Here is a 20,411-nt window from a genome sequence, read left to right as displayed (position 1 = left end):
AAGGCCCGACCCCGAACCGTCCTTCCCCCCCTCTGCGGGGGGAGGGAGGCGGCCCCGCGAGGGCTCATCGTCGTGCCGACAGGACGGCCTCCACGATCTGCGCGGGTTCGGCGAACATCAGGTCGGGACGGGCCGCCGACAGGGTCGCCCCGTCGGTGTAGCCCCACGCGACGGCGCCGAAGGCGCAGCCCATCGCGCGCGCCGCGTCGAGATCGCGCAGCTCGTCGCCGACGCAGAGCACCGCACCCGGCTCGATCCGCGCATGGCGCAGCAGGCTTCCGAGACGCCGTGCCTTGCCGAACACCGACGCGCCGCAGGCGTAGCGGCCGATCCGGGCGGCGTCCGGCCCGAGCACGCGCCGGACGTTCGCCTCGGTGTTCGAGCTGAGCACGGCCGTCGCGACGCCCGCTTCGCCGAGCCCCGCCAGCATCTCCGAAGTTCCGGGAAACGGATGCAGCAGCGCGGCGTCGCGCGCGGCGAGCCCGTGCATGTGGCGGGCGATCAGCGGCAGCTTCCAGCGCGGCACGCCGAGGCGCGCCATGATCGCCCGCGCCGAGAGCCTGCGGAGCTCGTCGGTCTCGTGCGCCGCGACCCGGCGGAAGCGGTAGCGGTCGGCCACCGCGTCGAGCACGCCGCAGAACCAGGGAAAGGTGTCGGCGAGCGTCCCGTCGAAATCGAGGACGACGAGGCGATATCCGCGAGCCGGGGCGGGACGGATCAGAACCGCAGGGTCTCCGCCGGGACGTCGAGGCGCAGCACGAGGCCGCTCGGCGCCCAATCGTGCTCCAGGATGCCGTCGAGCTGGCCCGTGACGCTGCGCTCGGCGAGTTCCGTGCCGAAGCCCTTGCGCGTGGGGGCCGAGGGAACGGGCGGCCCGCCGCGCTCGGCCCAGGTCAGGCGGTAGCGCGAATCGGTCCGCCGCCCGGTCAGCGTGACGGTGCCGGCCTCGTTGGAGAGCGCGCCGTACTTCACCGCGTTCGTCGCCTGCTCGTGCATGATCAGCGCCAGCGCGGTCGCCGCGCGCTCGCCGACGACCGCATCGTCGCCGTCGACGGCGATGCGGCAGCGCCCGTCCTCGGCGTAGGCCGACAGGATCAGGCGCATCAGCCCGAGGACGGTCTGGCCGCCGACCCGCGGCGCGCTGCCGGCGGAATGCGGGCGGACGTATTCGTGGGCCTGGGCCAGCGCCCCGAGCCGCTCGCGGAACGCCTTCGCGAACGGGCGCGCGCCGGGATCGCTGCGGGCGCTGAGCGCGGCGATGCCGCCGACCACGGCGAAGATGTTCTTGATCCGGTGCGACAGCTCCTTGATCAGCAGGTCGCGCGCCTCCTCGGCGCGCTTGCGCTCGCGCAGGTCGCGGGTGACCGTGCCGTAGCCGGCATGGCGGCCGGCCGCATCCCGCACGGCGAACACCGTGAACAGCACGGCGATGGCCTCGCCGGTGGCGAAGTGCCGGAACGCGAGCTCGCCCTCCCACCAGCCGTCGCGCTCGAGCGCCGGCATCGCCACGCCCTCGAGGGCTTCGCGGCTCTCGGGGGTCACGTAGTCGGCGATCGTGGTCCGCAGCGCGGCGTCGAGGTCGGGCAGCCCGACCAGCGCCAGCGCGGCCTCGTTCAGGTGCGCGATCCGCCCGTCCTCGGTGGCCAGCCCGATGAAGTCCTTCGAGGTCTCGACGACGGCGGCGAGCTTGCGCGCGTCGGCGACCGCCTGCCTCAGGTCGTGGATGTCGGTGCAGGTCCCGAACCAGCGCTCGATCCGCCCGTCGGCGCCGCGGATCGGCATCGCGCGCCCGAGGGTCCAGCGATAGGCGCCGCTGTGGTGGCGCAGGCGGTACTCGACCTCGTAGGGCGCACCGGTCGCGAGGCTGTGGCGCCAGCGGCTCCAGGCCTCCGCCTGGTCGTCGGGATGGAACATGTCGGTCCAGCCGGCGCCGTCGGTGGAGCCGTGGGGCACGCCGGTGAATTCGTACCAGCGGTCGTTGTAGAAGTCGTGGAAGCCGTCGGGCTGCGTGGTCCAGACCATCTGCGGCATCGCCGAGGTCATCACCCGGAAGCGGCGCTCGCTCGCGGCCAGCTCGCGCTCCCGCGCGTCGACGTCGGCGAGGGTGCGGCGATGCTCGACCAGGGTCGAGATCTGGCGGGCGAGCGCGGCCAGGGTGTCGCCCTGGGCCCTGGTGAGCCCCTCGGGCCGCGCGGTGCGGTCGAGGACGCACATCGTGCCGATCGGGGCGCCGATCCGGCTGCGGATCACCGCCGCGGCGTAGAAGCGGAACCCGTTCTCGGCCCGGATCGCCGGGTTGTCGCGGGTGCGGGGATCGACGGTCAGGTCGGTGATGACGAACAGCCCGTCGGCGTGCGAATCGTCGGCCTGGAGGGCGTGGACGCAGACCGAGCGGTCGATGCCGGTCTCGCGCTCGCCGTAGCCGATCTCCGCCTTGAACCACTGCCGATGCGCATCGACGAAGCCGATCAGCGAGACCGGAACGGCGCAGACCAGGGCGGCGATCCGCGCGAGGTCGTCATAGGCCGCGTCCGGCTCGGTATCGAGGATCCGCAGCGCGCGAAGCTCCGCGAGCCGCTCGGCCTCGTTCCAGCGCTCTCGTTCGGTCGCACGCGTCTGGCTCGCGATCGTAATCGGCAGCTCCCGAATTCCCGAGCCAGAGATAGGCGGCTTGCGCCGCCGCGCCTAGGTTCGGGAACGGACGAAGCGCCGGTTTCGTTCGAAGCGGGCCGCGAGCGCCCGTTCGTGGGCGCGTTCGCGGCCCGCACCCCGACGAGGGACGGGAGCGGGCCGCGGGAGTCGCCTCAGGCCGCCTTCGCGGCGTCGAGCGTCGGGTAGTCCACGTAGCCCTCCGGGCCCTGGCTGTACCAGGTCGCGGCCACGTCCTTCTGGAGCGGGGCGTCGGCGGCGATGCGCGCGGGCAGGTCCGGGTTGGCGATGAACGTCCGGCCGTAGGCGATCGCGTCGGCCTCGCCGGCATCGAGCGCCGCCTGGCCGCTGCGGCCGTCGTAGTCGGCGTTGAGGATCAGCGCGCCGTCGAACACCCGCTTCATCGCCGGGGCGATCGGCGGATGGTCGGCCTTGCCGAAGGTGCCGTTCGGGCCGGGCTCGCGCATCTCCAGGAAGGCGATGCCGAGTTCCGACAGCGCCTTCGCCGCGGCCACGAACAGCGGCTCGGGATCGGAATCGTTGGCGCCCTGGATCGCGCCGTTGGGCGACAGGCGCACGCCGGTGCGGTCCTTGCCGGCGACCTCGGCCACGGCCTGCGTCACCTCGCGCAGCAGGCGCACGCGGTTCTCGATCGAGCCGCCGTAGGCGTCGGTGCGGTGGTTGGTGCCGTCGCGCAGGAATTCGTCGATCAGGTAGCCGTTGGCGGCGTGGATCTGCACGCCGTCGAAGCCGGCGGCCAGCGCGTTGCGGGTGGCGTTGCGGTAATCCTCGAGCAGCCGCGGGATCTCCTCGACCGGCAGGGCGCGCGCCTCAGCATAGGGCTTCTTGCCGGCGTAGGTGTGCGCGTCGTCGGGCGCGGTCGTGGCCGAGGACGAGATCGGCGCGGCGCCGTCGAGGAAGTCCGGGTGGACGAGGCGGCCCATGTGCCAGATCTGGCAGACGATGCGGCCGCCCTTGTCGTGCACCGCCTTGACGATCGGCTTCCAGGCCTCGACCTGCGCCGCGTTCCAGATCCCCGGGGCGTAGGGCCAGCCGAGCCCCTCCTGGCTGATGCCGGTCGCCTCGGTGAGGATCACGCCGGCGCTCGCGCGCTGGGCGTAGTATTCGATCATCAAGGGGGTGGGCACGTGCTCGCGGGTGGCGCGTCCCCGCGTCAGCGGCGCCATCCAGATGCGGTTCTTCGCGTCGATGGCACCGACGCGGATCGGATCGAGCAGTGAAGGCATGGGCTTCCCGTGTTTGGATGCGGTGGGGGCGGCACGCCGCACCCCGTGTGACGCATAGGTGGCGGGAACGATGCCGCCCGCAAGGCACTGGACGCATGGGCGACCCTGCCGGGGTGCGCGGGCGCACATGGTGTCGCGGGCGGCCTTCCCTTCGCTCCCCGGATCACAGGATCCGGGCATGCAGGGAGCGGGCATGACGGGCGCGCATTCGCGTTCGCGCCGCGGATCGCGTATAGCTCGACGCCTCATTTCCAAGGTCTTTTGCAAGAACATGGCGACGGCGTCGTTCGACACCGCCCGGCGCGCGGGCAGCGATTTTTCCGGCATCGAGAAGGCGCCCGAGTTCCGGCCCGAGCCGGCACCCGCGGCGGTGCCCGGGCACCGCAGCTCGCTCGTCGGCCTGCCGCGGGCGGCGCTGAAGGAGCGCCTGCTCGCCGTCGGCGTCGGCGAGCGCGAGAGCAAGATGCGCTCGGGCCAGCTCTGGAACTGGCTCAACGTCCGCGGCGCGCAGGACTTCGACCAGATGACCAACGTCGGCAAGGCGCTGCGGGCGCAGCTCGCCGCCGCCTACACCCTCGACCGGCCCGAGGTGGTCAGCCAGCAGGTCTCGCGCGACGGCACCCGCAAGTGGCTGCTGCGCATGGCCCCGACCGGCCGGCACGACCACAACCGCGGCGCCGAGATCGAGTGCGTCTACATTCCGGGGCCCGACCGCGGCACGCTCTGCGTCTCGTCCCAGGTCGGCTGCACGCTGACCTGCTCGTTCTGCCATACCGGCACGCAGCGCCTGGTGCGCAACCTGTCGGCGGCCGAGATCACCGCCCAGCTCGTCGTCGCCCGCGACGCGCTCGGCGACTGGCCCGGCCTGATCCCGTCGCGCGACGCCTCGGGCAGCGGCGAGGTCGGGCGGCTCGTGACCAACATCGTGTTCATGGGCATGGGCGAGCCGCTCTACAATCTGGAGAACGTCGTCGACGCGGTGGCGACGATGTCGGACCCGGAGGGGCTCGCGCTGTCGCGCCGGCGCATCACGGTGTCGACCTCCGGCGTCGTGCCGCAGATCCGGCGGCTCGGCGAGGAGGCGCACGCGATGCTGGCGATCTCGCTCCACGCCGTGCGCGACGAGCTCCGCGACGAACTGGTGCCGCTGAACCGCAAATACCCGATCGCCGAGCTGATGCGCGCCTGCCGCGAATATCCCGGCCTCAACAACGCCCGCCGCATCACCTTCGAGTACGTGATGCTGAAGGGCGTCAACGACACCGACGGCGACGCGCGCGAGCTGGTGCGGCTGCTCAAGGGCATCCCGGCCAAGATCAACCTGATCCCGTTCAACCCCTGGCCCGGCAGCCGGTACGAATGCTCGGACTGGGAGCGGATCGAGCGCTTCTCCGAGATCGTGTTCGACGCCGGCTACGCCTCGCCGGTGCGGACCCCGCGCGGCCGCGACATCCTCGCCGCCTGCGGCCAGCTCAAGAGCGAGACCGAGAAGCTGCGCGCCCGCGAGCGCATGCTGCTCGACGCGGGCGGCGACGCGGCCGGCGCGGTCTCGGCCCAGGGCTTCTACGCCCTTCACGACGGCGAGGAATGAGGGGGCCCGGCACCCCTCCGGTGTGGGCCTTCTGGCAGAGGTAACCGTCTCTTCCCTCCCCCGCAGAGGGGGGGAGGGGGAGCCGGCCTCGCTCAGCCCTGCGGCAGGTCCGGCGTGATGCCGAGGGCGTCCATGCCCTCCTCCAGGAGGTCGCCGGCATCCGGCGTGCCGAGCAGCGTCTTCACCGCGCCGTCGCCGGCGCCTTCGCGCTCGCGGGCGAAGCGGACCGCGTCGGCCCATTCCTCCGGCTCCATGTCGCCGCGGCCGACATAGAGCAGCGCCAGCAGGTCGGCGCGCTCGTCGTCGTTGAGGCCGGCGATCATGCCGCGCAGCTCCGATTCGGTGGCGTCGTCGGTGCCGGAGGTGAGCACGTCGGTGGCGCCGTCGTCGATGGCGTTGGAGCCGGAATCCGGATCGGTCGCGCCCTCCTTCACCTCGACCGCGCGCAGGCGCAGGATGATCTCGGTGACCGTATCGGGGGCGATGTCCATGTCGAGCTCCGGTTGGCGGTCCCGTCGGGGGCCTGAAGCTGCGACAACTGGCGAGAGCGATGCCGGTTCGCCCGGCCCGGCGCCGTCGTGCGCCCGCGCGGTCGGATTTCGCCGCCCGTTCGCTCCGCGGCGCCCGTGAAGATGCGCGCACGTCGCGGCGCCACGCGGTGCTACGCTGTCGCCGGGGCGGGCACGCGCGGAGGCGGGGGATGAAGCGGGACGGGCTCGTCGGCTGCCTCGCGCTCTACGCCGCGCTCTACGGCGCCTACGGCTGCATCTCGCCGATCCTGCCGAACGTGCTCGTCGCGGGCGGCCTGCCCCCGGAGCGGATCGCGATCCTGCTCGCCGCCGCGACCCTGGTGCGGCTCGTGGCGGGCCCGCTCGCCGGGCGCTCCGCCGACCGGCACGCGGCGACCCGCCCGATCCTCGCCGCCGCCTGCGGCCTCACCGCGCTCGCGGTCCTCGGGCATCTCCCCGCGCGCGGGTTCTGGCCGTTCCTCGCGGTCGGCCTCGCCTACGCGGTGACGACCGCCCCGCTGGCCCCGCTCGCCGACGTGCTCGGGCTCGCCGCGGCGCGGGGCGGCGCCGCGTTTCCCTACGGCTGGGTGCGGGGCGCCGGCTCGGCCGCCTTCATCGCCGGCGTCGGTGCCGCCGGCTGGCTGGTGCAGGGGTTCGGGCTCGCGGCCGGCCTCGTCGCCGGAGCGGTGCTGTTCGCGGCCGCCGGCGCGGCGGCGATCGCCGGGCGGGACGCCGACGTCGCGCGCGACGGGCCCGTCGCCGCGCCCGGGATCGGCTTCGCCGACGTCCTCCGCCTTCCCGCCTTCCGCGGCACGGTGCTGGTCGCGGCCCTGGTGATCGGCGCGCACGCGATGCATGACGCCTTCGCGATGATCCTGTGGCGCGAGGCCGGCATCGGGGCGGGCGCCGCCGGCCTGCTCTGGGCCGAGGCGGTGGCGGCGGAGGTGTTCGTGTTCCTGATCGCCGGCCCGCCGCTGCTGGCGCGGATCGGGTTGCCGGGCGGCCTCGCGGTCGCCGCCGGCGCCGGCGCGCTGCGCTGGGCGGTGCAGGCCGAGACGGTGGCGCTGCCCTGGCTCGCCGCGATCCAGTCCCTGCACGGCCTGAGCTTCGCGCTCCTGCATCTCGCCTGCCTCGGGCTGATCGAGCGGACCGTGCCGCCGGCCGCCCGCGCCACGGCGCTGGCGCTCTACGGCACCGTCGGCCTCGGGCTCGCCGGCGCGGCGGCGACGCTCGCGTCCGGCCCGCTGTATTCGGCCTTCCACGGCCGCGGCTTCTGGGCGATGGCGGTGCTGAGCCTCGCCGCACTGCCGCTCGTTCCGCGCTTGCGCCCGCCGTCGGAAGGCACGACCTCTGCGTGACGGCGCGTTTTATGGTACAAAACCGGAACATGCCGTCGGTCCCTGCAACCCAACGCCCAGGTCCATGCCGCACGTCGCCGAGATCCTGATCCCGCTCGCGATCGACACCGCCTACAGCTACGCGGTGCCCGCGGGCCTGGCGCTGGCGGCGGGCGACGTGGTGCAGGTGCCGCTCGGGCCGCGCGAGACGGTCGGCGTGGTCTGGGGCGTGGCGGAGACGGCGGGCGGCTCGAACCTGCGGCCGGTCACCGGCCATCTCGGCGTGGCTCCGCTCTCCGAGCCGCTGCGCAGGCTGGTGGACTGGATCGCGCGCTACACCCTGGCCCCGAAGGGCTCGGCCCTCGCCATGGTGCTGCGCCTGCCCGACGAGGCGGCCGCCGCCGAGGTGGTCCGCGTCGGCGTCCGCACCACTGGCAAGCTCCCGGCCCGCCCGACCAAGGCCCGGGACAAGGTTCTGGCGGTCGCCGCCGACGGCGAGATCCGGGGCAAGAGCGTGCTCGCCAAAACGGCCGAGGTCTCGCTCTCGGTGGTCGACGGGCTGATCGACGACGGCGCGCTGGAGACGGTGGCGCTCGCGCCCGAGCCGGTGGCGCTCCCCCCTGACCCGGAGTTCCCGCGGGTGCCGCTGTCGGAGGCGCAAGCCGCGGCGGTCGCGGACCTGGTCGCCGCCCCCGCGGAGGCGGGCGGGAGCGGCGCCGTCCTGCTCGAGGGCGTCACCGGCTCGGGCAAGACCGAGGTCTACTTCGAGGCGGTGGCGGAGTGCGTCCGCTCAGGCGGGCAGGCGCTGATCCTGATGCCCGAGATCGCGCTGACGGCGCAGTTTCTCGACCGCTTCGCCCAGCGCTTCGGCGTGCGTCCGGCGGCCTGGCATTCCGGCATCGGCGGGCGGCGGCGCGAGCGGCTGCGCGCCGGGGTCGCGGCCGGCGAGGTCCGGGTGGTGGTCGGCGCCCGCTCGGCCCTGTTCCTGCCGTTCCGGAAGCTCGGCCTGATCGTGGTCGATGAGGAGCACGAGAGCGCCTACAAGCAGGAGGACGGCGTGCACTACCACGCCCGCGACATGGCCGTGGTGCGGGCCAAGCTCGAGGGCTGCCCGGTGGTGCTGGCCTCGGCGACGCCCTCGATCGAGACGCGGGTCAACGTCGAGCGCGGGCGCTACCGGCGCGTGCGGCTGCCCGAGCGCTTCGGCGGCCGCCGCCTCCCCGACATCCAGGCGATCGACATGCGCCTCGACAAGCCGGAGCGCGGGCGCTTCTTGTCGCCGCCGATGATCAACGCGGTGAAGGCCAACCTCGCCGCCGGCGAGCAGGCGCTGCTGTTCCTCAACCGCCGCGGCTACGCGCCGTTGACGCTGTGCCGCGCCTGCGGCCACCGCTACCAGTGCCGGAACTGCTCGACCTGGCTGGTCGAGCACCGCTTCCGCAAGGCCCTGGTCTGCCACCAGTGCGGCTACAGCGAGCGCCGGCCGGACGCCTGCACGGAATGCGGCACCTTCGACAACCTCACCCCCTGCGGCCCCGGGGTCGAGCGCATCGCGGAGGAGGCCGCCGAGCTTTTCCCGGATCGCCGGATCATCGTGCTGTCGAGCGACTTTCCCGGCGGCGCCGAGCGGCTTCGGATGGAGCTCGAGGCGGTGGCGGCGGGCGAATGCGACATCGTCATCGGCACCCAGCTCGTGGCCAAGGGCCACAACTTCCCGCACCTGACGCTCGTCGGCGTGCTCGACGCCGATATCGGCCTGACCTCGGGCGATCCGCGGGCGGCCGAACGCACCTTCCAGCTGCTGCAGCAGGTGACCGGCCGCGCCGGCCGCGGCGAACGGCCGGGCCGCGCGCTGGTGCAGACCTACCAGCCCGAGCACCCCGTGATCGCGGCCCTGCTGTCGGGCGATTCGGAGCGCTTCTACGAGGAGGAGATCGCCGCCCGCGAGGCGGCCGGCCTGCCGCCGTTCGGGCGGCTCGCGGCGCTGATCGTCTCCGCCAACGACCGCGCGGCGGCCGAGGCCCACGGGCAGGCGCTGGCCCGGGCCGCCGAGCCGCCGGACGGCGTGATGGTGCTCGGGCCCGCCGAGGCGCCGCTGGCGCTGGTGCGCGGGCGCTACCGCTTCCGCCTCCTGGTCAAGACCGAGCGCAACGTCGACCTGCAGAGCTACCTGCGCGACTGGCTGGCGCGCGGGCCGAAGGTGCGCGGCAACGTGCGCGTCGCGATCGACGTCGACCCGCAGAGCTTTTTGTAGGCGACCGGGATCGCGTTTTGTAGGAAGGTGCGGCGCCGCCGAAGTCCCGACCGGCGGCGTCCATTTCAGGAGCGCGCATCGTGCTGAGCTACACCAAGAAGCCCGAGTCCAGCGTCGCCGAGATCGTGGTCGACGGGAAGATCACGGACGAGGAGATGAACGCGGTGATGACCGCGATGAAGGCCGACCTCGACAAGGGCGGCAAGCTCAAGCTGCTGGAGGACATCCGCGCCTTCGAGGGCATGGAGCCGGCCGCCTTCTTCAAGGACCCGCGCTTCGGCCTGTCGATGATGAAGGGCATCAGCCACGTGGCGCTCGTCACCGACGCGCAGTGGCTCAAGGTCGTCGCCGAGACCTTCGGCTTCGTCTCGCCGGCCCAGATCAAGGTGTTCGAGCGCGCCCGCCTCGACGAGGCCCGCACCTGGCTCGCCGCCGCCTGAGCGGCGAGAAACCGTCCTGAGGCGGCCTGCCGCCTACTCGGCCTGGGCGGTGCGCGTGGTGTTGCGTCGCGCCGTCCAGCGGCCGGAGCACAAAGCCGAGACCTTCCAGGTCCCGGCCCCGCCCTGCGCCTGCAGCCGACCCGAGGCCGCGCCGCTCGCGGCGCCGTTCGAGACGCTCAGGCCCACCGTCCCGTCAGCCCCGACCTGCCCGCTGACCCGCGCGGCCGTCGCCGCCGACGCGGCGCGCACCTGCCCGTCGCGGATCGCGACCGAGGTGCTGTAGCGCGCGTCGCACAGGCCGCTCTCGGTCACGAGATCGACGGCCCAGGTCCCGTTGAAGGCCCCCGGCTCGCCGGCGGCGGCCGGCGTGAGGATCGCGCCCGAGAGGAGGCCGACAAGGGAGATCGGGGTGAGCTTCGACATTCAGGACCTTGCTGTTGAGCGGGAGCGGCCGGCGGACGGACCGTCGGGGTGCCGGGGAATCAAACCTCGACTCTACATCTTGTGCGGTGACGCGCAGATGAACGACGGAAACGGCAAGAGTATGACGACGCGCGCGAGCGCCGGATACAAGCTGGACCGTTGACGCAAGCCGGCGATGACTGGACGCGCCCCGTCGGATCCTTGCCACGCTTTCGCAAGCCGGTTCACTGAACGGGATGGCCTGCGCTGGACCGCTCTTGAGACGCTCTTCCGCACAATCGAGGGCGTGGCCGATCGCGCGGTCGCGCGGTCGCGCGTCGCACGGTCATCACCCGACGGCGCGCACCACATCCGCCATCGCCGGGCGCGCGCCGACCTCGGCCTGCACGCAGGCGCGCTCGAGATCGCGCAGGGCCGCCGCCTCCGGGAAATCGGCGGGCGCACGGTCCAGCACCTCGCCGATCAGCAGCCCGAAGGCGCGGACCTCGACCCGCTGCAGGGCGGCGCCGGGCGGCCCGTCGGGCAGCACCGAGGCCGCGCCGAAATCGCTGAGCACCGCCTCGCCGGCGGCGGCGTCCCACAGGATGTTGTGGCCGTAGACGTCGCCGTGCAGCAGGCCGCGCGCGTGGAGATGGGCGAGGCCCGCTGCGAGGCCGCGGACGAGGCGCAGCAGCGCCGCCGGGGCGAGGCGCAGGGCCGGGTCGTAGACGTCGCGGCTGCAGCTCGCGAGGCTCGGCGGCCCGGCGAGCACGCGCCGGTCCGGCGGCAGGAGCGGCATCAGCAGCCCGTCGGTCCCGTCCGGGTGGCCGGTGATCCGCCCAAGCGCGCCGGTGAGGTTCGGGTGCGCCCCGGCCGCGAGGCAGGCCTCCATCTCCCGCTCGGGCAGGCCGTCGCTGGTCATCGTCCCCTTGAACAGCTTGAGCGCGACCGGCCGCGGCGGCGCGGTGCCGCCGGGGCGCCACAGCGCGCGGTGGACCCGGCCCGACGTGCCCTCGCCGAGGAGCGCGCCCGTGTCGAGGTCGGCGAACGGGACCAGGGCGGCCGAGGCTCGCGGCGCATCGCCCTCGAACGCGTTGCCGGCCCAGGAGGTCCAGGCGAGGGCGGGGAGGGCCGGAAGCCAGGCGGGCAGCGCGTCGAGGCGGTTGGCTGCGAGACGGATCAGCTCGAGGTCGTCGCAGCCCGCCAGGCTGTCCGGAAGGCTGCGCACGCGATTGCCCGAGAGCATCAGCTTCCGCAGCCGCGGCCGGTGCCCGAGCGCGTCGGGCAGGTGCGCGATCCGGTTGTCGGTGAGCGTCAGCCAGCGCAGGCGCGGCGGCAGCGCCTCGCCCGGCACCTCCGCGAGGCCGCAGCCGCGAAACCCGACCTGGCTCAGCGCCCTGCAATCCCCCAGGACCGGCGGCAACGTCGCGAACGGGTTGCCCGAGCAGAACAGCACCTGCAGCCGCGTCAGGCGGCCGAGATCGCCGGGGAGGGCGGTGAGCGCGTTGCCCGAGAGGTCGAGCACTTCCAGCGTGTCGGCCAGCCCGAAGATCTCGGGCGGGAGCACCGTCAGGCCGGCGGCCGGCAGGCGCAAGGTGCGCGCCCCGGCAAGGTCGCCCCGGCGGAGGGCGTCGAGGGTGTCGTGCGTCGCGTCCTGCATCGTCGGTCGGCGCTCCGGCCCGCCTGGGAAGCCGGCCTCGTCGCACGAACCGGGATCCTGTAGCAAACCCCTAAAAAAAGGAAAAAATATCGTTCTCAGGATTATGGGCTTGACATCGGCGCGCTCCTCCGGCATAAGAACCGCACGCTCCAGAAGTGTGACGAGACGGTCTCGGGAGGCGGCGAATGGGCAGCGCAGCCGGGGCCGTCCCGCCGGAGGTCGTCGCCGCCGTGGAACGGCTGGTGCGGCACGGCGAGGCCAGCCTCGCGCGGATCGCCGCCGCCGCCGGGCTCCCGCAGACGACCGTGACGGGCTGGATGCGCGATCGTGGATGGGCGCGGACGCGCCCGGTCCGCCCGCGCGGGACCGACGACATCCTGGCCGATCTCGCCGCCCTCGAACGGTGCGGCGATCCGGTGCGCGCGCCCGCCGACCTCCCGGTGCTGCGGCGGCGGCTGCGTGCGCATATCGGCCGGCAGATCGCGACGTTCGATGCGGCTCTGCGCGGCGAGGGGGCGGCGGTGATCGATTCCGCGCGGACCCTGCGCGATCTCGGGGGCCTCAAGCGCCTGCTCGACGACCTCGCCGCCGACGATCCCGCCAGCGAAGGGGAGGGCGATGGCGACGGCCGAACCCCTTCCGCCCTCGACCTTCCGGGCCTCCGCGCGGAGATCGCGCGCCGCTATGGAGGATGCCGCGGCGACCGGCCGGATGGCCGCCTTCCTGGCGAGCCTGCCGCCGCCGCTCCTCCGGGCGCTGGCGCTTGACTGGCTGCATCAGGCGCGGCCCGACCAGCTTCCGCCGCCCTGGGAGGACGAGTGGACCACCTGGGCGGTGATCGGCGGCCGCGGCTGCGGCAAGACGCGGACGGGGGCGGAGTGGGTCGACGCGCTCGCCCGCGGCGACCCGGCCTTCACCGACAGGGCGATCGGCCGGATCGCGCTCGTCGGCGAGACCTTCGCCGACGTGCGCGACGTGATGATCGAGGGCCCGTCGGGCCTGCTCGGGCTGCCCGAGCGCGGCGGCCGCCCGCGCTGGTCGCCGAGCCGGCGCCGGGTCGAGTGGGCGAACGGGGCGGTGGCGTCGGCGTTCTTGGCCGAGGAGCCGGATTCCCTGCGCGGCCCGCAATTCGGCGCGGCGTGGTCGGACGAGATCGCCAAGTGGCGCCGGCCGGACGCCGCCTTCGACATGCTGCAATTCGGGCTGCGGCTGGGCGCCCGCCCGCGCAACCTCGTCACCACCACGCCGCGGCCGATCCCGCTGATCCGCCGGCTGATCGCCGACCCGCGCTGCGTGGTCACGAAGGCCCGCACCGCCGACAACGCCCGAAACCTCGCCCCCGCCTTCCTGGAGGCGGTGGTCGGGCGCTACGCCGGCACCCGCCTTGGGCGGCAGGAGCTCGACGGCGAGCTGATCGACGACCGGGCCGACGCCCTGTGGACGCGCGAGACGATCGAGGCGGCCCGCGTCGCCGCGGCACCCGATCTGTCCCGCATCGTCGTCGCGGTCGACCCGCCGGCGAGCTCGGGCCGCTCGGCCGATGCCTGCGGGATCGTCGCGGTCGGGGCGTTGGGCGAGACCGCCTAGGTGCTCGCCGACGCGACGGTGGCGCGCGCCAGCCCGCAGGCCTGGGCCAACGCCGCGCTCGCGCTCTACCACCGCCTCGGCGCCGACGGGCTCGTGGTCGAGGTCAACCAGGGCGGCGAGATGGCCACCGCCGTGCTCGCCCAGTGCGATCCGGCGGTGCCGGTGACCCCGGTGCGCGCCACACGGGGAAAATACCTGCGGGCCGAGCCGGTCTCGCTGCTCTACGCGCAAGCGCGCGTCCGCCACGTCGGGGCGCTGCCGGCGCTCGAGGACGAGCTGTGCGATTTCGGGGCGGACGGGCTCTCGTCCGGCACCTCGCCCGACCGCCTCGACGCCCTGGTCTGGGCGGTGACGCACCTGCTGCTCGCGCCCCGCGCCGAGCCGCGCATCCGCAGCTTCTGATGCCGGCCCGCGCGACTGCGGGGCGGCGGCCATCCGCCGGGCCTCATGGGTTTCGACCCATGAGGCGTCGGAAAACACGCATCTCGAGGAGGCGCCCGATGCCGACCCTGCTGACGAGGCTGGCGCGGGCCGCCGGCTACGTGCCGGCCGTGAAGGCGGCCCCGCTCTCCGGGCCGAGCGTCGCCCTCTACGGGGACGCCCGCGCCGTCTGGACCGCGCGCGACGGCACCGCGCTCGCCCGCGAGGGCTACCAGCGCAACGCCGTGGTCCACCGCGCCGTGCGGCTCGTCGCCGAGGGCGCCGCGTCGATCCCGCTGGTCGTCACCGGCGCGGAGGCGGCCGACCACCCGATCGCCGCGCTGCTGGCGCGGCCGAACCCGCGCGAGGGCGGCACCCGCCTGCTGGAGACCCTGTACGGGCACCTGATGGTGTCCGGGAACGCCTATCTCGAGGCGGTGTCGCTCGACGGGATCCCGCGCGCCCTGTTCGCGCTGCGCCCCGACCGGATGCGGGTGGTACCGGGGCCCGACGGCTGGCCGGCCGGCTACGTCTACGAGGTCGGCGGCCGCCGCGTCGCCTACGACGAGTCCGGCGCCGTGCCGCCGATCCTGCATCTCGCCCTGTTCCACCCCACCGACGACCATTACGGCCTGTCGCCGATGGAGGCGGCCGCGATCTCCCTCGACATCCACAACGCGGCCGGGGCCTGGAACAAGGCGCTGCTCGACAACGCGGCGCGCCCCTCCGGCGCGCTGGTCTTCGCCGGTGCCGGGGCGAGCTTGAGCGAGGCGCAGTTCGTGCGGCTGAAGGCCGAGCTGGAGGCGAACTACCAGGGCGCCGGCAATGCCGGGCGGCCGCTGCTGCTCGAAGGCGGGCTCGACTGGAAGCCGCTGGCGCTGTCGCCCAAGGAGATGGACTTCGTCGAGGCGAAGGCCGCGGCCGCGCGCGAGATCGCCCTGGCCTTCGGCGTGCCGCCGCTGCTCCTCGGGCTTCCGGGCGACAACACCCACGCCAACTACGCCGAGGCCAACCGCGCCTTCTACCGCCAGACCCTGGTGCCGCTCGCCCGCCGCACGGCGGAGGCGCTCGCGCACTGGCTCGCGCCGGCCTTCGGCGACGTCCGCCTCGAGCCGGATCTCGACGCGATCGAGGCGCTGGCCAGCGAGCGCGAGTCGCTGTGGCGCCGGGTGCAGGCGGCCGACTTCCTGACGCCGGCCGAGAAGCGCGCGGCGGTGGGCTACCCGCCCGAAGCCCCGGAGCCCGGGGCCTGAGGCTCCGGCGCAGCCCGATCTTCCCCTGCCCGCCACGGGAGACCGCCATGGACGGCCACTTCACCGGCTATGCCAGCCTGTTCGGCGTGCCCGACCTCGGGCGCGACATCGTGCAGGCGGGGGCCTTCGCCGCGAGCCTGCGGCAGCGCGGCGCCGCCGGCGTGCGGATGCTGTGGCAGCACGATCCCGCCGAGCCGATCGGGCGCTGGCAGGCGCTCGCCGAGGATGGGCGCGGCCTGCGCGTCGAGGGTCGCCTCAACCTTGCGGTGCAGCGGGCGCGCGAGATCGACGCGCTGATGCGGGACGGCGCCCTCGACGGTCTGTCGATCGGCTTCCGCACCCTGGAGGCGCGCCCGCGCGGCGGCTTCCGCCAGCTGCACGCGGTGGATCTCTGGGAGATCTCCCTGGTGACCTTCCCGCTGCAGCCGGGGGCGCGCGTCGCGAACGCCCCGCTGCCGGCGGAACTGCGCGCCTTCGCCCGGCGCCTCGCGCCGGTGCGTGCCGCCGGGCGCTCCGCCACCCCCGCCGGGTGGTGAGAGGCGGCGGGCGCCCACGTTCTTCCCTCCCCCGCAGAGGGGGAGGGATCCGCGCGTAACTTTTCATTCCAACGGTGAGGCTCACATGACCCGTCACGAGACCTTCGAGACCAAGTCCGATCGCGTGCTGCTGGAGAACAAGGCCGGGCGGCCCGGCGCCGAGCCGGGCACCGCGCGGGACGCCTTCGACGGGCTGACCCAGGCCTTCGAGGCCTTCAAGGAGACCAACGACACCCGGCTTGCCCAGATCGAGGGCCGGCTCGGGCCCGACGTGCTCACCGAGGAGAAGCTCGCGCGGATCGACGCGGCGCTGGACAGTGCCCGGACGCGCCTCGACCGGATCACCCTGGACCGCGCCCGCCCGCCGCTCGGCCGGCCCGAGCAGCCGCGCGATGCGGCCGCCGACGAGCACAAGACGGCGTTCGACCTCTACGTCCGCGCCGGCGAGAGCGGCGGCCTGAAGAGCCTGGAGGCCAAGGCGCTCTCGGCCGGATCCGGGCCGGACGGCGGCTACCTCGTGCCGCAGACCATCGAGCGCGAGGTGCTCAAGCGCCTCGCCGACCTGTCGCCGATCCGTGCCATCGCCAGCGTCCGCACCATCTCGGGCGGCCAGTACAAGCGCGCGGTGGCGACCGGCGCCCCGGTCGCCGGCTGGATCGCCGAGACCGCGCCGCGCCCGGCCACCGACGGGCCGGTGCTGTCGGAGCTGAACTTCCCGGCGATGGAGCTCTACGCCATGCCGGCCGCGACCCAGACCCTGCTCGACGACGCCGTGGTCGACATCGACGCCTGGCTCGCCGACGAGGTCGAGACCGCGTTCTCCGAGCAGGAGAGCGTCGCCTTCGTCACCGGCAACGGCGTCAGCCGCCCGCGCGGCTTCCTCAGCTACGACACCGTGGGCAACGACGCCTGGGTGCCGGGCAAGATCGGGATCGTCGGCACCGGCACGGCCGGCGCCTTCCCGGCGGCGAACCCGGCCGACGTGCTGTTCGACCTCGTCTACGGCCTCAAGGCCGGCTACCGCCAGAATGCCGGCTTCGTGATGAGCCGGCGCACGCAGAGCGCGATCCGCAAGTTCAAGGACAACGAGGGCAACTATCTCTGGCTGCCGCCGACCGCCTCGGACCGGGCCGCGACCCTGCTCGGCTTCCCGGTGACGGAGGCCGAGGCGATGCCCGACATCGCCGCCGGCAGCCTCGCGCTCGCCTTCGGCGATTTCCGCCGCGGCTACCTCGTGGTCGACCGCACCGGCCTGCGGGTGCTGCGCGACCCGTATTCCGCCAAGCCCTACGTGCTGTTCTACACCACCAAGCGCGTCGGCGGCGGCGTGCAGGACTTCGCCGCGATCAAGCTGCTGAAGTTCGCCTGATCCGGGCCGCGGGCGGCGTCCCCGCCCGCGTCGACGGCCCGCCCCGGGCCGGCCTCACGCGCCCTGGCGCCGTGCCAGGGCGCGGCCCACCTCCAGCAGCAGCGTATCGACGAGGGTGCGCAGGCGCTTCTGCCCGGTCCGGTCGATCGCCACGCGGGCGGCCAGGATCTGGTCGGCGGCCTGCTCCAGCGGATCGGCCGGGGGCAGCAGGCGGAGCTTCGGCCGGGGCAGGACGTCGAGCTTCGCGCGCGTGTCGGTGACGTCGAAGAAGGCGCCGTGGCCGTGCATGCCGGTCTCCGTCCGGGTCACGTGGCCGCGGTTGCGGATCCAGCGGATGTCGCCGCCTTCCGTGACGATCCGGAAGTCGGCGGAGAACGAACCGCCGGTCTCGCGCACCTGCCTGATCCGGTCGAACACCCAGTCGCGATCCTCCGGGTGGATGCGCGCGAGCGACTCGTCGAGCGTGAGGGGCTTGCCGGCGAGCGACGCGTCGCCCGCCATCACGTCGCAGGCGCCCTCGTCGAGGACCGAGCGCCCGGCCGCGACGTTCGTCTCCCAGGCGCCGACGAACCCGAAGGCGATGAGCGCCGAGGCGAGCGAGGGCGTGGCGGGTGTCGAGCCGTCGAACATGAGCGATGCTCCCGGGAGCGAAGCCGCATCGCGTTCCGGTTGAGGCCGGATGCGTCGGCGCCGTCGCATCAAGCGGTATCATTCACTGAATTGAAAATGCAATCGACCAGATGCACGGGCGACGATCGCGCGACCGCACGTGAAACCTGGTCCTTCTGCAAATTCCGGTTCGGGTCAGGGTTCAGCGGTTGCGCCCGGGCCGGGCCATCCAATCCGAGCGGTTGCCGCGGCCGGCCGGCATCGCCTGGCCGACCTCGATCCGGGAAAGCTCGGCCGAGCGTGCCGCGATCCACCCGGTGTGCTCGGCCACCGGCGTCACCGCCGTGAACCCGCCGCAGGCGGTGCGGCGGCGGGCGTCCTGGCGCATCGCCCCGCTCGACCAGCTCACCACGCCAACGATCTGGTAGCCGCCGGGGCCGCCCGACAGGATCGGGCCGCCGGAATCGCCGAGGCAGGCGCCGGCGCCGGCGGTCTCGGCCATGCGGCGGCGGTCGGTGACGACGGTGACCCGGTTGGCGACCTGCAGCGACCCGATCGAGACGAGGTGCGCCTGGCGCAGGGTGCGGGCGGTGTTGCGGCGGTTCTCGGCGACGACGCCGAAGCCGGCGATGTCGACCGCGTCGCCGTTGCCGATCGAGCCGGCGCCGCGCGGATCGAGGGGCGCGTAGTCCGTGCCGAGCGGCTGCTCGAGCTTGAGCAGGGCGAGGTCGACGCCCGGCTGGTCCTCCGGCGTGGTGCCGGGGACGAATTCGGGATGCATCGAGGCGGCGATCACCGAGACGCGGCGCTGGCGGAAGCCGCGGTCGACCGCCACGATGCTGTAGCCGGCCGGCTGCATCACGCAATGGGCTGCGGTCAGCACGAGATCGGGCGCGATCAGCGTGCCCGAGCAGATCTCGCCCTGGGTGCTCTCGATCCGCACCACGAAGTTGCGCGTGCCGTTCGGGTCGCGGGTCACCTCGCCGTTGATCACGGCCGAAGCCGGTGCCGGCAGCGAGCCGAGGAGGCCGACGGACAGGCCGCCGAGCAGGGCGCCGCGGAGCACAGTGGCGAGCATCGTTCTCTCCGGGGGCCGAGGGCGCTCTCGGCAGGTGGGACTGAAGCCTAACGTAAAGCAATCCGTCGGCCAAGGTTCGGTTCCTCGGGGCCGGCGGGACCGCCGGCTCAGTGCCAGCGCGCCGTCCGGTCCCAGCCGGCGAGCGTGCGGTCGAGCCAGTCGCGCTGCGGCGCGACGCGGACGGCCTGGGTCAGGCCACCGCAGGCGCCGCCGATCCAGGCGGTGACGGCGACGACGCCCGCCGCGTCCGAGACCGGGCCGCCGGAATCGCCCTGGCAGCCGCCGGCGCGGCCCGCCGCCTTGAGCCAGACCAGGATGCGGCTCGGGCCGTAGGGCTCGATCACCGGCAGGGCGACGCTGCGGAAGGTGCCGGTCGAGCGCGGGTCGCCGGGCCGCTCGGCGCCGTAGCCGGCCAGCGTCAGCGTCTCGCCGGCCCGCGGGCTCGCAGTGCTGAACGTCGCCGGGGAAAAGCGCGGCGGCAGCGGCGTCGCCGTGCGCAGCAGCGCGAGGTCGATCGAGCGCCGCCGGCCGGCGATCGCCCCGGCATCGTAGCCCGGATGGACCGCCCGGGCCGCGACCTCGACGAGGACCGGCTGCCCGGACGCGTCGCGGAAATGGATGCGGTGCTCGAGGCCCGCGCCGGCGCAATGGCCGGCGGTGAGCACCGTGTCCGGCGCCACCACCACGGCGGAGCAGACCCCGCCCTTCGACGACAGCACCATCACCGCGCCCTCGGGCGTCGCCTCGGCGCCGCCGATCACGGCATGCGCCGGCCCGCCGGCCCACGCCAGGGTCGCGAGCCACGCCAGGCCGATCGCGGCCGGGCGGGGAACGCGCTGTCCGAACACCATCGAGACCCCTCGATCCACGCTTCATGGAGATGCGCGATGATGCCGATACGCGTGGCCGGCGCCGTCGTCGAGCCGGTGAGCGTGCCCGAGCTGCGCGGCTACCTGCGCCTCGACCCGGACGACGCCACCGAGGACGACCTGCTCGCCGGCCTGATCGCGGCCGCCCGCAGCGAGGTCGAGGCCGAGACCCGGCGCATCCTCGTGCCCGGCACCTGGCGGATGGTGCTGGACCGGCTGCCCGCGGACGGGCGCGTGCCGGTGCCGCTGAGCCCCCTCGTCGCCCTGGTGCGCGCCGGGTTCTCCGCGGCGGATGGCGGCATCGCCGAATTCGCCGCGGGCTCGGCGAGCCTCGCCGCCGACCGGATCGAGGCGCCGGGCCTGCTCTTCGCCGCGATCCCCGATGCGGCCGGGCGCGCCGTGCTGGTCGATCTCGTGGCCGGATACGGCGGCGACGGGCCTCCGATCCCGCCGCCGCTGAGGCTCGCCGTGCTGCGGCGCGCCGCCGCCCGGTACGAGCACCGCGGCGACGACGCCTTCTCGGACGGGGCCGACCTCGCGTCGGCGACCGCGCTGTTCCGCCGGCTGCGGCTCTGATCCGCGCCGCCGGACGCGCTCGCCC

18 protein-coding genes and 1 pseudogene are annotated in these 20,411 nt (G+C 74.1%); 10 read left to right on the top strand and 9 right to left on the bottom strand.

The annotated features are described in order from the left end of the window. Nucleotides 1-64: 64 nt before the first annotated feature. The 3 genes from MKK64_RS20905 to MKK64_RS20890 form a co-directional block, all read right to left on the bottom strand. Nucleotides 65-778 carry an HAD hydrolase-like protein gene (locus tag MKK64_RS20905; RefSeq protein ID WP_409567990.1) on the bottom strand — a complete coding sequence of 238 codons (714 nt, stop codon included), beginning with the start codon at nt 776-778 and terminating at the stop codon, nt 65-67. Then, nucleotides 718-2,640 carry a PAS domain S-box protein gene (locus MKK64_RS20900; RefSeq protein ID WP_409567991.1) on the bottom strand — a complete coding sequence of 641 codons (1,923 nt, stop codon included), beginning with the start codon at nt 2,638-2,640 and terminating at the stop codon, nt 718-720. Before MKK64_RS20900 ends, MKK64_RS20905 begins: the two co-directional genes overlap by 61 nt. Nucleotides 2,641-2,804: 164 nt before the next feature. Beyond that, nucleotides 2,805-3,896, bottom strand: a complete 1,092-nt coding sequence (locus MKK64_RS20890; protein ID WP_147725623.1) for an alkene reductase — start codon at nt 3,894-3,896, stop codon at nt 2,805-2,807. A gap of 271 nt (nt 3,897-4,167) precedes the next feature. Between MKK64_RS20890 and rlmN the strand changes: the two genes are divergently transcribed. Next, entirely contained in the window at nt 4,168-5,487 is a 1,320-nt protein-coding gene (rlmN, locus tag MKK64_RS20885; RefSeq protein ID WP_243936909.1) for a 23S rRNA (adenine(2503)-C(2))-methyltransferase RlmN, read from the top strand. Between the two features lie 92 nt (nt 5,488-5,579). On the opposite strand, the gene MKK64_RS20880 is transcribed toward rlmN, so the two are convergent. After that, nucleotides 5,580-5,978, bottom strand: coding sequence for a DUF3775 domain-containing protein (locus tag MKK64_RS20880; RefSeq protein ID WP_147725621.1), 399 nt, complete (start codon nt 5,976-5,978; stop codon nt 5,580-5,582). Nucleotides 5,979-6,187: 209 nt separating this feature from the next. Between MKK64_RS20880 and MKK64_RS20875 the strand changes: the two genes are divergently transcribed. The 3 genes from MKK64_RS20875 (at nt 6,188) to MKK64_RS20865 (ending at nt 10,027) form a co-directional block, all read left to right on the top strand. After that, nucleotides 6,188-7,354 (top strand): MFS transporter, encoded by a 1,167-nt coding sequence (locus MKK64_RS20875; RefSeq protein WP_243936907.1) that lies wholly within the window; start codon nt 6,188-6,190, stop codon nt 7,352-7,354. Between the two features lie 64 nt (nt 7,355-7,418). Further along, nucleotides 7,419-9,587, top strand: a complete 2,169-nt coding sequence (locus tag MKK64_RS20870) for a primosomal protein N' (protein WP_243936905.1) — start codon at nt 7,419-7,421, stop codon at nt 9,585-9,587. A gap of 80 nt (nt 9,588-9,667) precedes the next feature. Then, nucleotides 9,668-10,027 carry an STAS/SEC14 domain-containing protein gene (locus MKK64_RS20865; protein ID WP_147729390.1) on the top strand — a complete coding sequence of 120 codons (360 nt, stop codon included), beginning with the start codon at nt 9,668-9,670 and terminating at the stop codon, nt 10,025-10,027. A gap of 33 nt (nt 10,028-10,060) precedes the next feature. On the opposite strand, the gene MKK64_RS20860 is transcribed toward MKK64_RS20865, so the two are convergent. Beyond that, nucleotides 10,061-10,450 (bottom strand): hypothetical protein, encoded by a 390-nt coding sequence (locus MKK64_RS20860; RefSeq protein WP_243936903.1) that lies wholly within the window; start codon nt 10,448-10,450, stop codon nt 10,061-10,063. 328 nt (nt 10,451-10,778) lie between these two features. Beyond that, nucleotides 10,779-12,089, bottom strand: a complete 1,311-nt coding sequence (locus MKK64_RS20855) for a leucine-rich repeat-containing protein kinase family protein (protein WP_243936901.1) — start codon at nt 12,087-12,089, stop codon at nt 10,779-10,781. 185 nt (nt 12,090-12,274) lie between these two features. Between MKK64_RS20855 and MKK64_RS20850 the strand changes: the two genes are divergently transcribed. From MKK64_RS20850 to MKK64_RS20830, 5 genes and pseudogenes are all read left to right on the top strand, one after another. Beyond that, nucleotides 12,275-12,856 carry a hypothetical protein gene (locus MKK64_RS20850; protein ID WP_243936899.1) on the top strand — a complete coding sequence of 194 codons (582 nt, stop codon included), beginning with the start codon at nt 12,275-12,277 and terminating at the stop codon, nt 12,854-12,856. Then, nucleotides 12,801-14,078 (top strand): annotated as a pseudogene (locus tag MKK64_RS20845) (DNA-packaging protein). Before MKK64_RS20850 ends, MKK64_RS20845 begins: the two are co-directional and overlap by 56 nt. Nucleotides 14,079-14,176: 98 nt before the next feature. Continuing rightward, nucleotides 14,177-15,349, top strand: coding sequence for a phage portal protein (locus tag MKK64_RS20840; RefSeq protein WP_243936897.1), 1,173 nt, complete (start codon nt 14,177-14,179; stop codon nt 15,347-15,349). Between the two features lie 47 nt (nt 15,350-15,396). Then, nucleotides 15,397-15,885, top strand: coding sequence for an HK97 family phage prohead protease (locus MKK64_RS20835; protein WP_147858885.1), 489 nt, complete (start codon nt 15,397-15,399; stop codon nt 15,883-15,885). A gap of 85 nt (nt 15,886-15,970) precedes the next feature. Next, nucleotides 15,971-17,254, top strand: a complete 1,284-nt coding sequence (locus MKK64_RS20830) for a phage major capsid protein (RefSeq protein ID WP_243936895.1) — start codon at nt 15,971-15,973, stop codon at nt 17,252-17,254. Between the two features lie 54 nt (nt 17,255-17,308). On the opposite strand, the gene MKK64_RS20825 is transcribed toward MKK64_RS20830, so the two are convergent. The 3 genes from MKK64_RS20825 to MKK64_RS20815 form a co-directional block, all read right to left on the bottom strand. Next, nucleotides 17,309-17,884: a PAS domain-containing protein gene (locus MKK64_RS20825; RefSeq protein WP_147843741.1), complete on the bottom strand. Its 576-nt coding sequence runs from the start codon at nt 17,882-17,884 to the stop codon at nt 17,309-17,311. A gap of 181 nt (nt 17,885-18,065) precedes the next feature. Continuing rightward, nucleotides 18,066-18,941 carry a S1 family peptidase gene (locus MKK64_RS20820; RefSeq protein WP_147843740.1) on the bottom strand — a complete coding sequence of 292 codons (876 nt, stop codon included), beginning with the start codon at nt 18,939-18,941 and terminating at the stop codon, nt 18,066-18,068. Between the two features lie 107 nt (nt 18,942-19,048). Beyond that, a complete protein-coding gene (locus MKK64_RS20815) occupies nt 19,049-19,792 on the bottom strand; it encodes a S1 family peptidase (protein ID WP_243936887.1) in 744 nt (247 codons plus the stop codon). 36 nt (nt 19,793-19,828) lie between these two features. Here MKK64_RS20815 and MKK64_RS20810 point away from each other — a divergent pair, with 36 nt between their 5' ends. Further along, nucleotides 19,829-20,386, top strand: a complete 558-nt coding sequence (locus MKK64_RS20810) for a hypothetical protein (protein ID WP_243936885.1) — start codon at nt 19,829-19,831, stop codon at nt 20,384-20,386. The last annotated feature ends 25 nt before the right edge of the window (nt 20,387-20,411 follow it).

It is taken from the genome of Methylobacterium sp. E-025 (assembly GCF_022829705.1).
GTDB lineage: Bacteria > Pseudomonadota > Alphaproteobacteria > Rhizobiales > Beijerinckiaceae > Methylobacterium.
The sequence above is the reverse complement of the archived record's forward strand: the minus strand, read 5'-3'. Positions and strand labels throughout refer to the sequence as shown.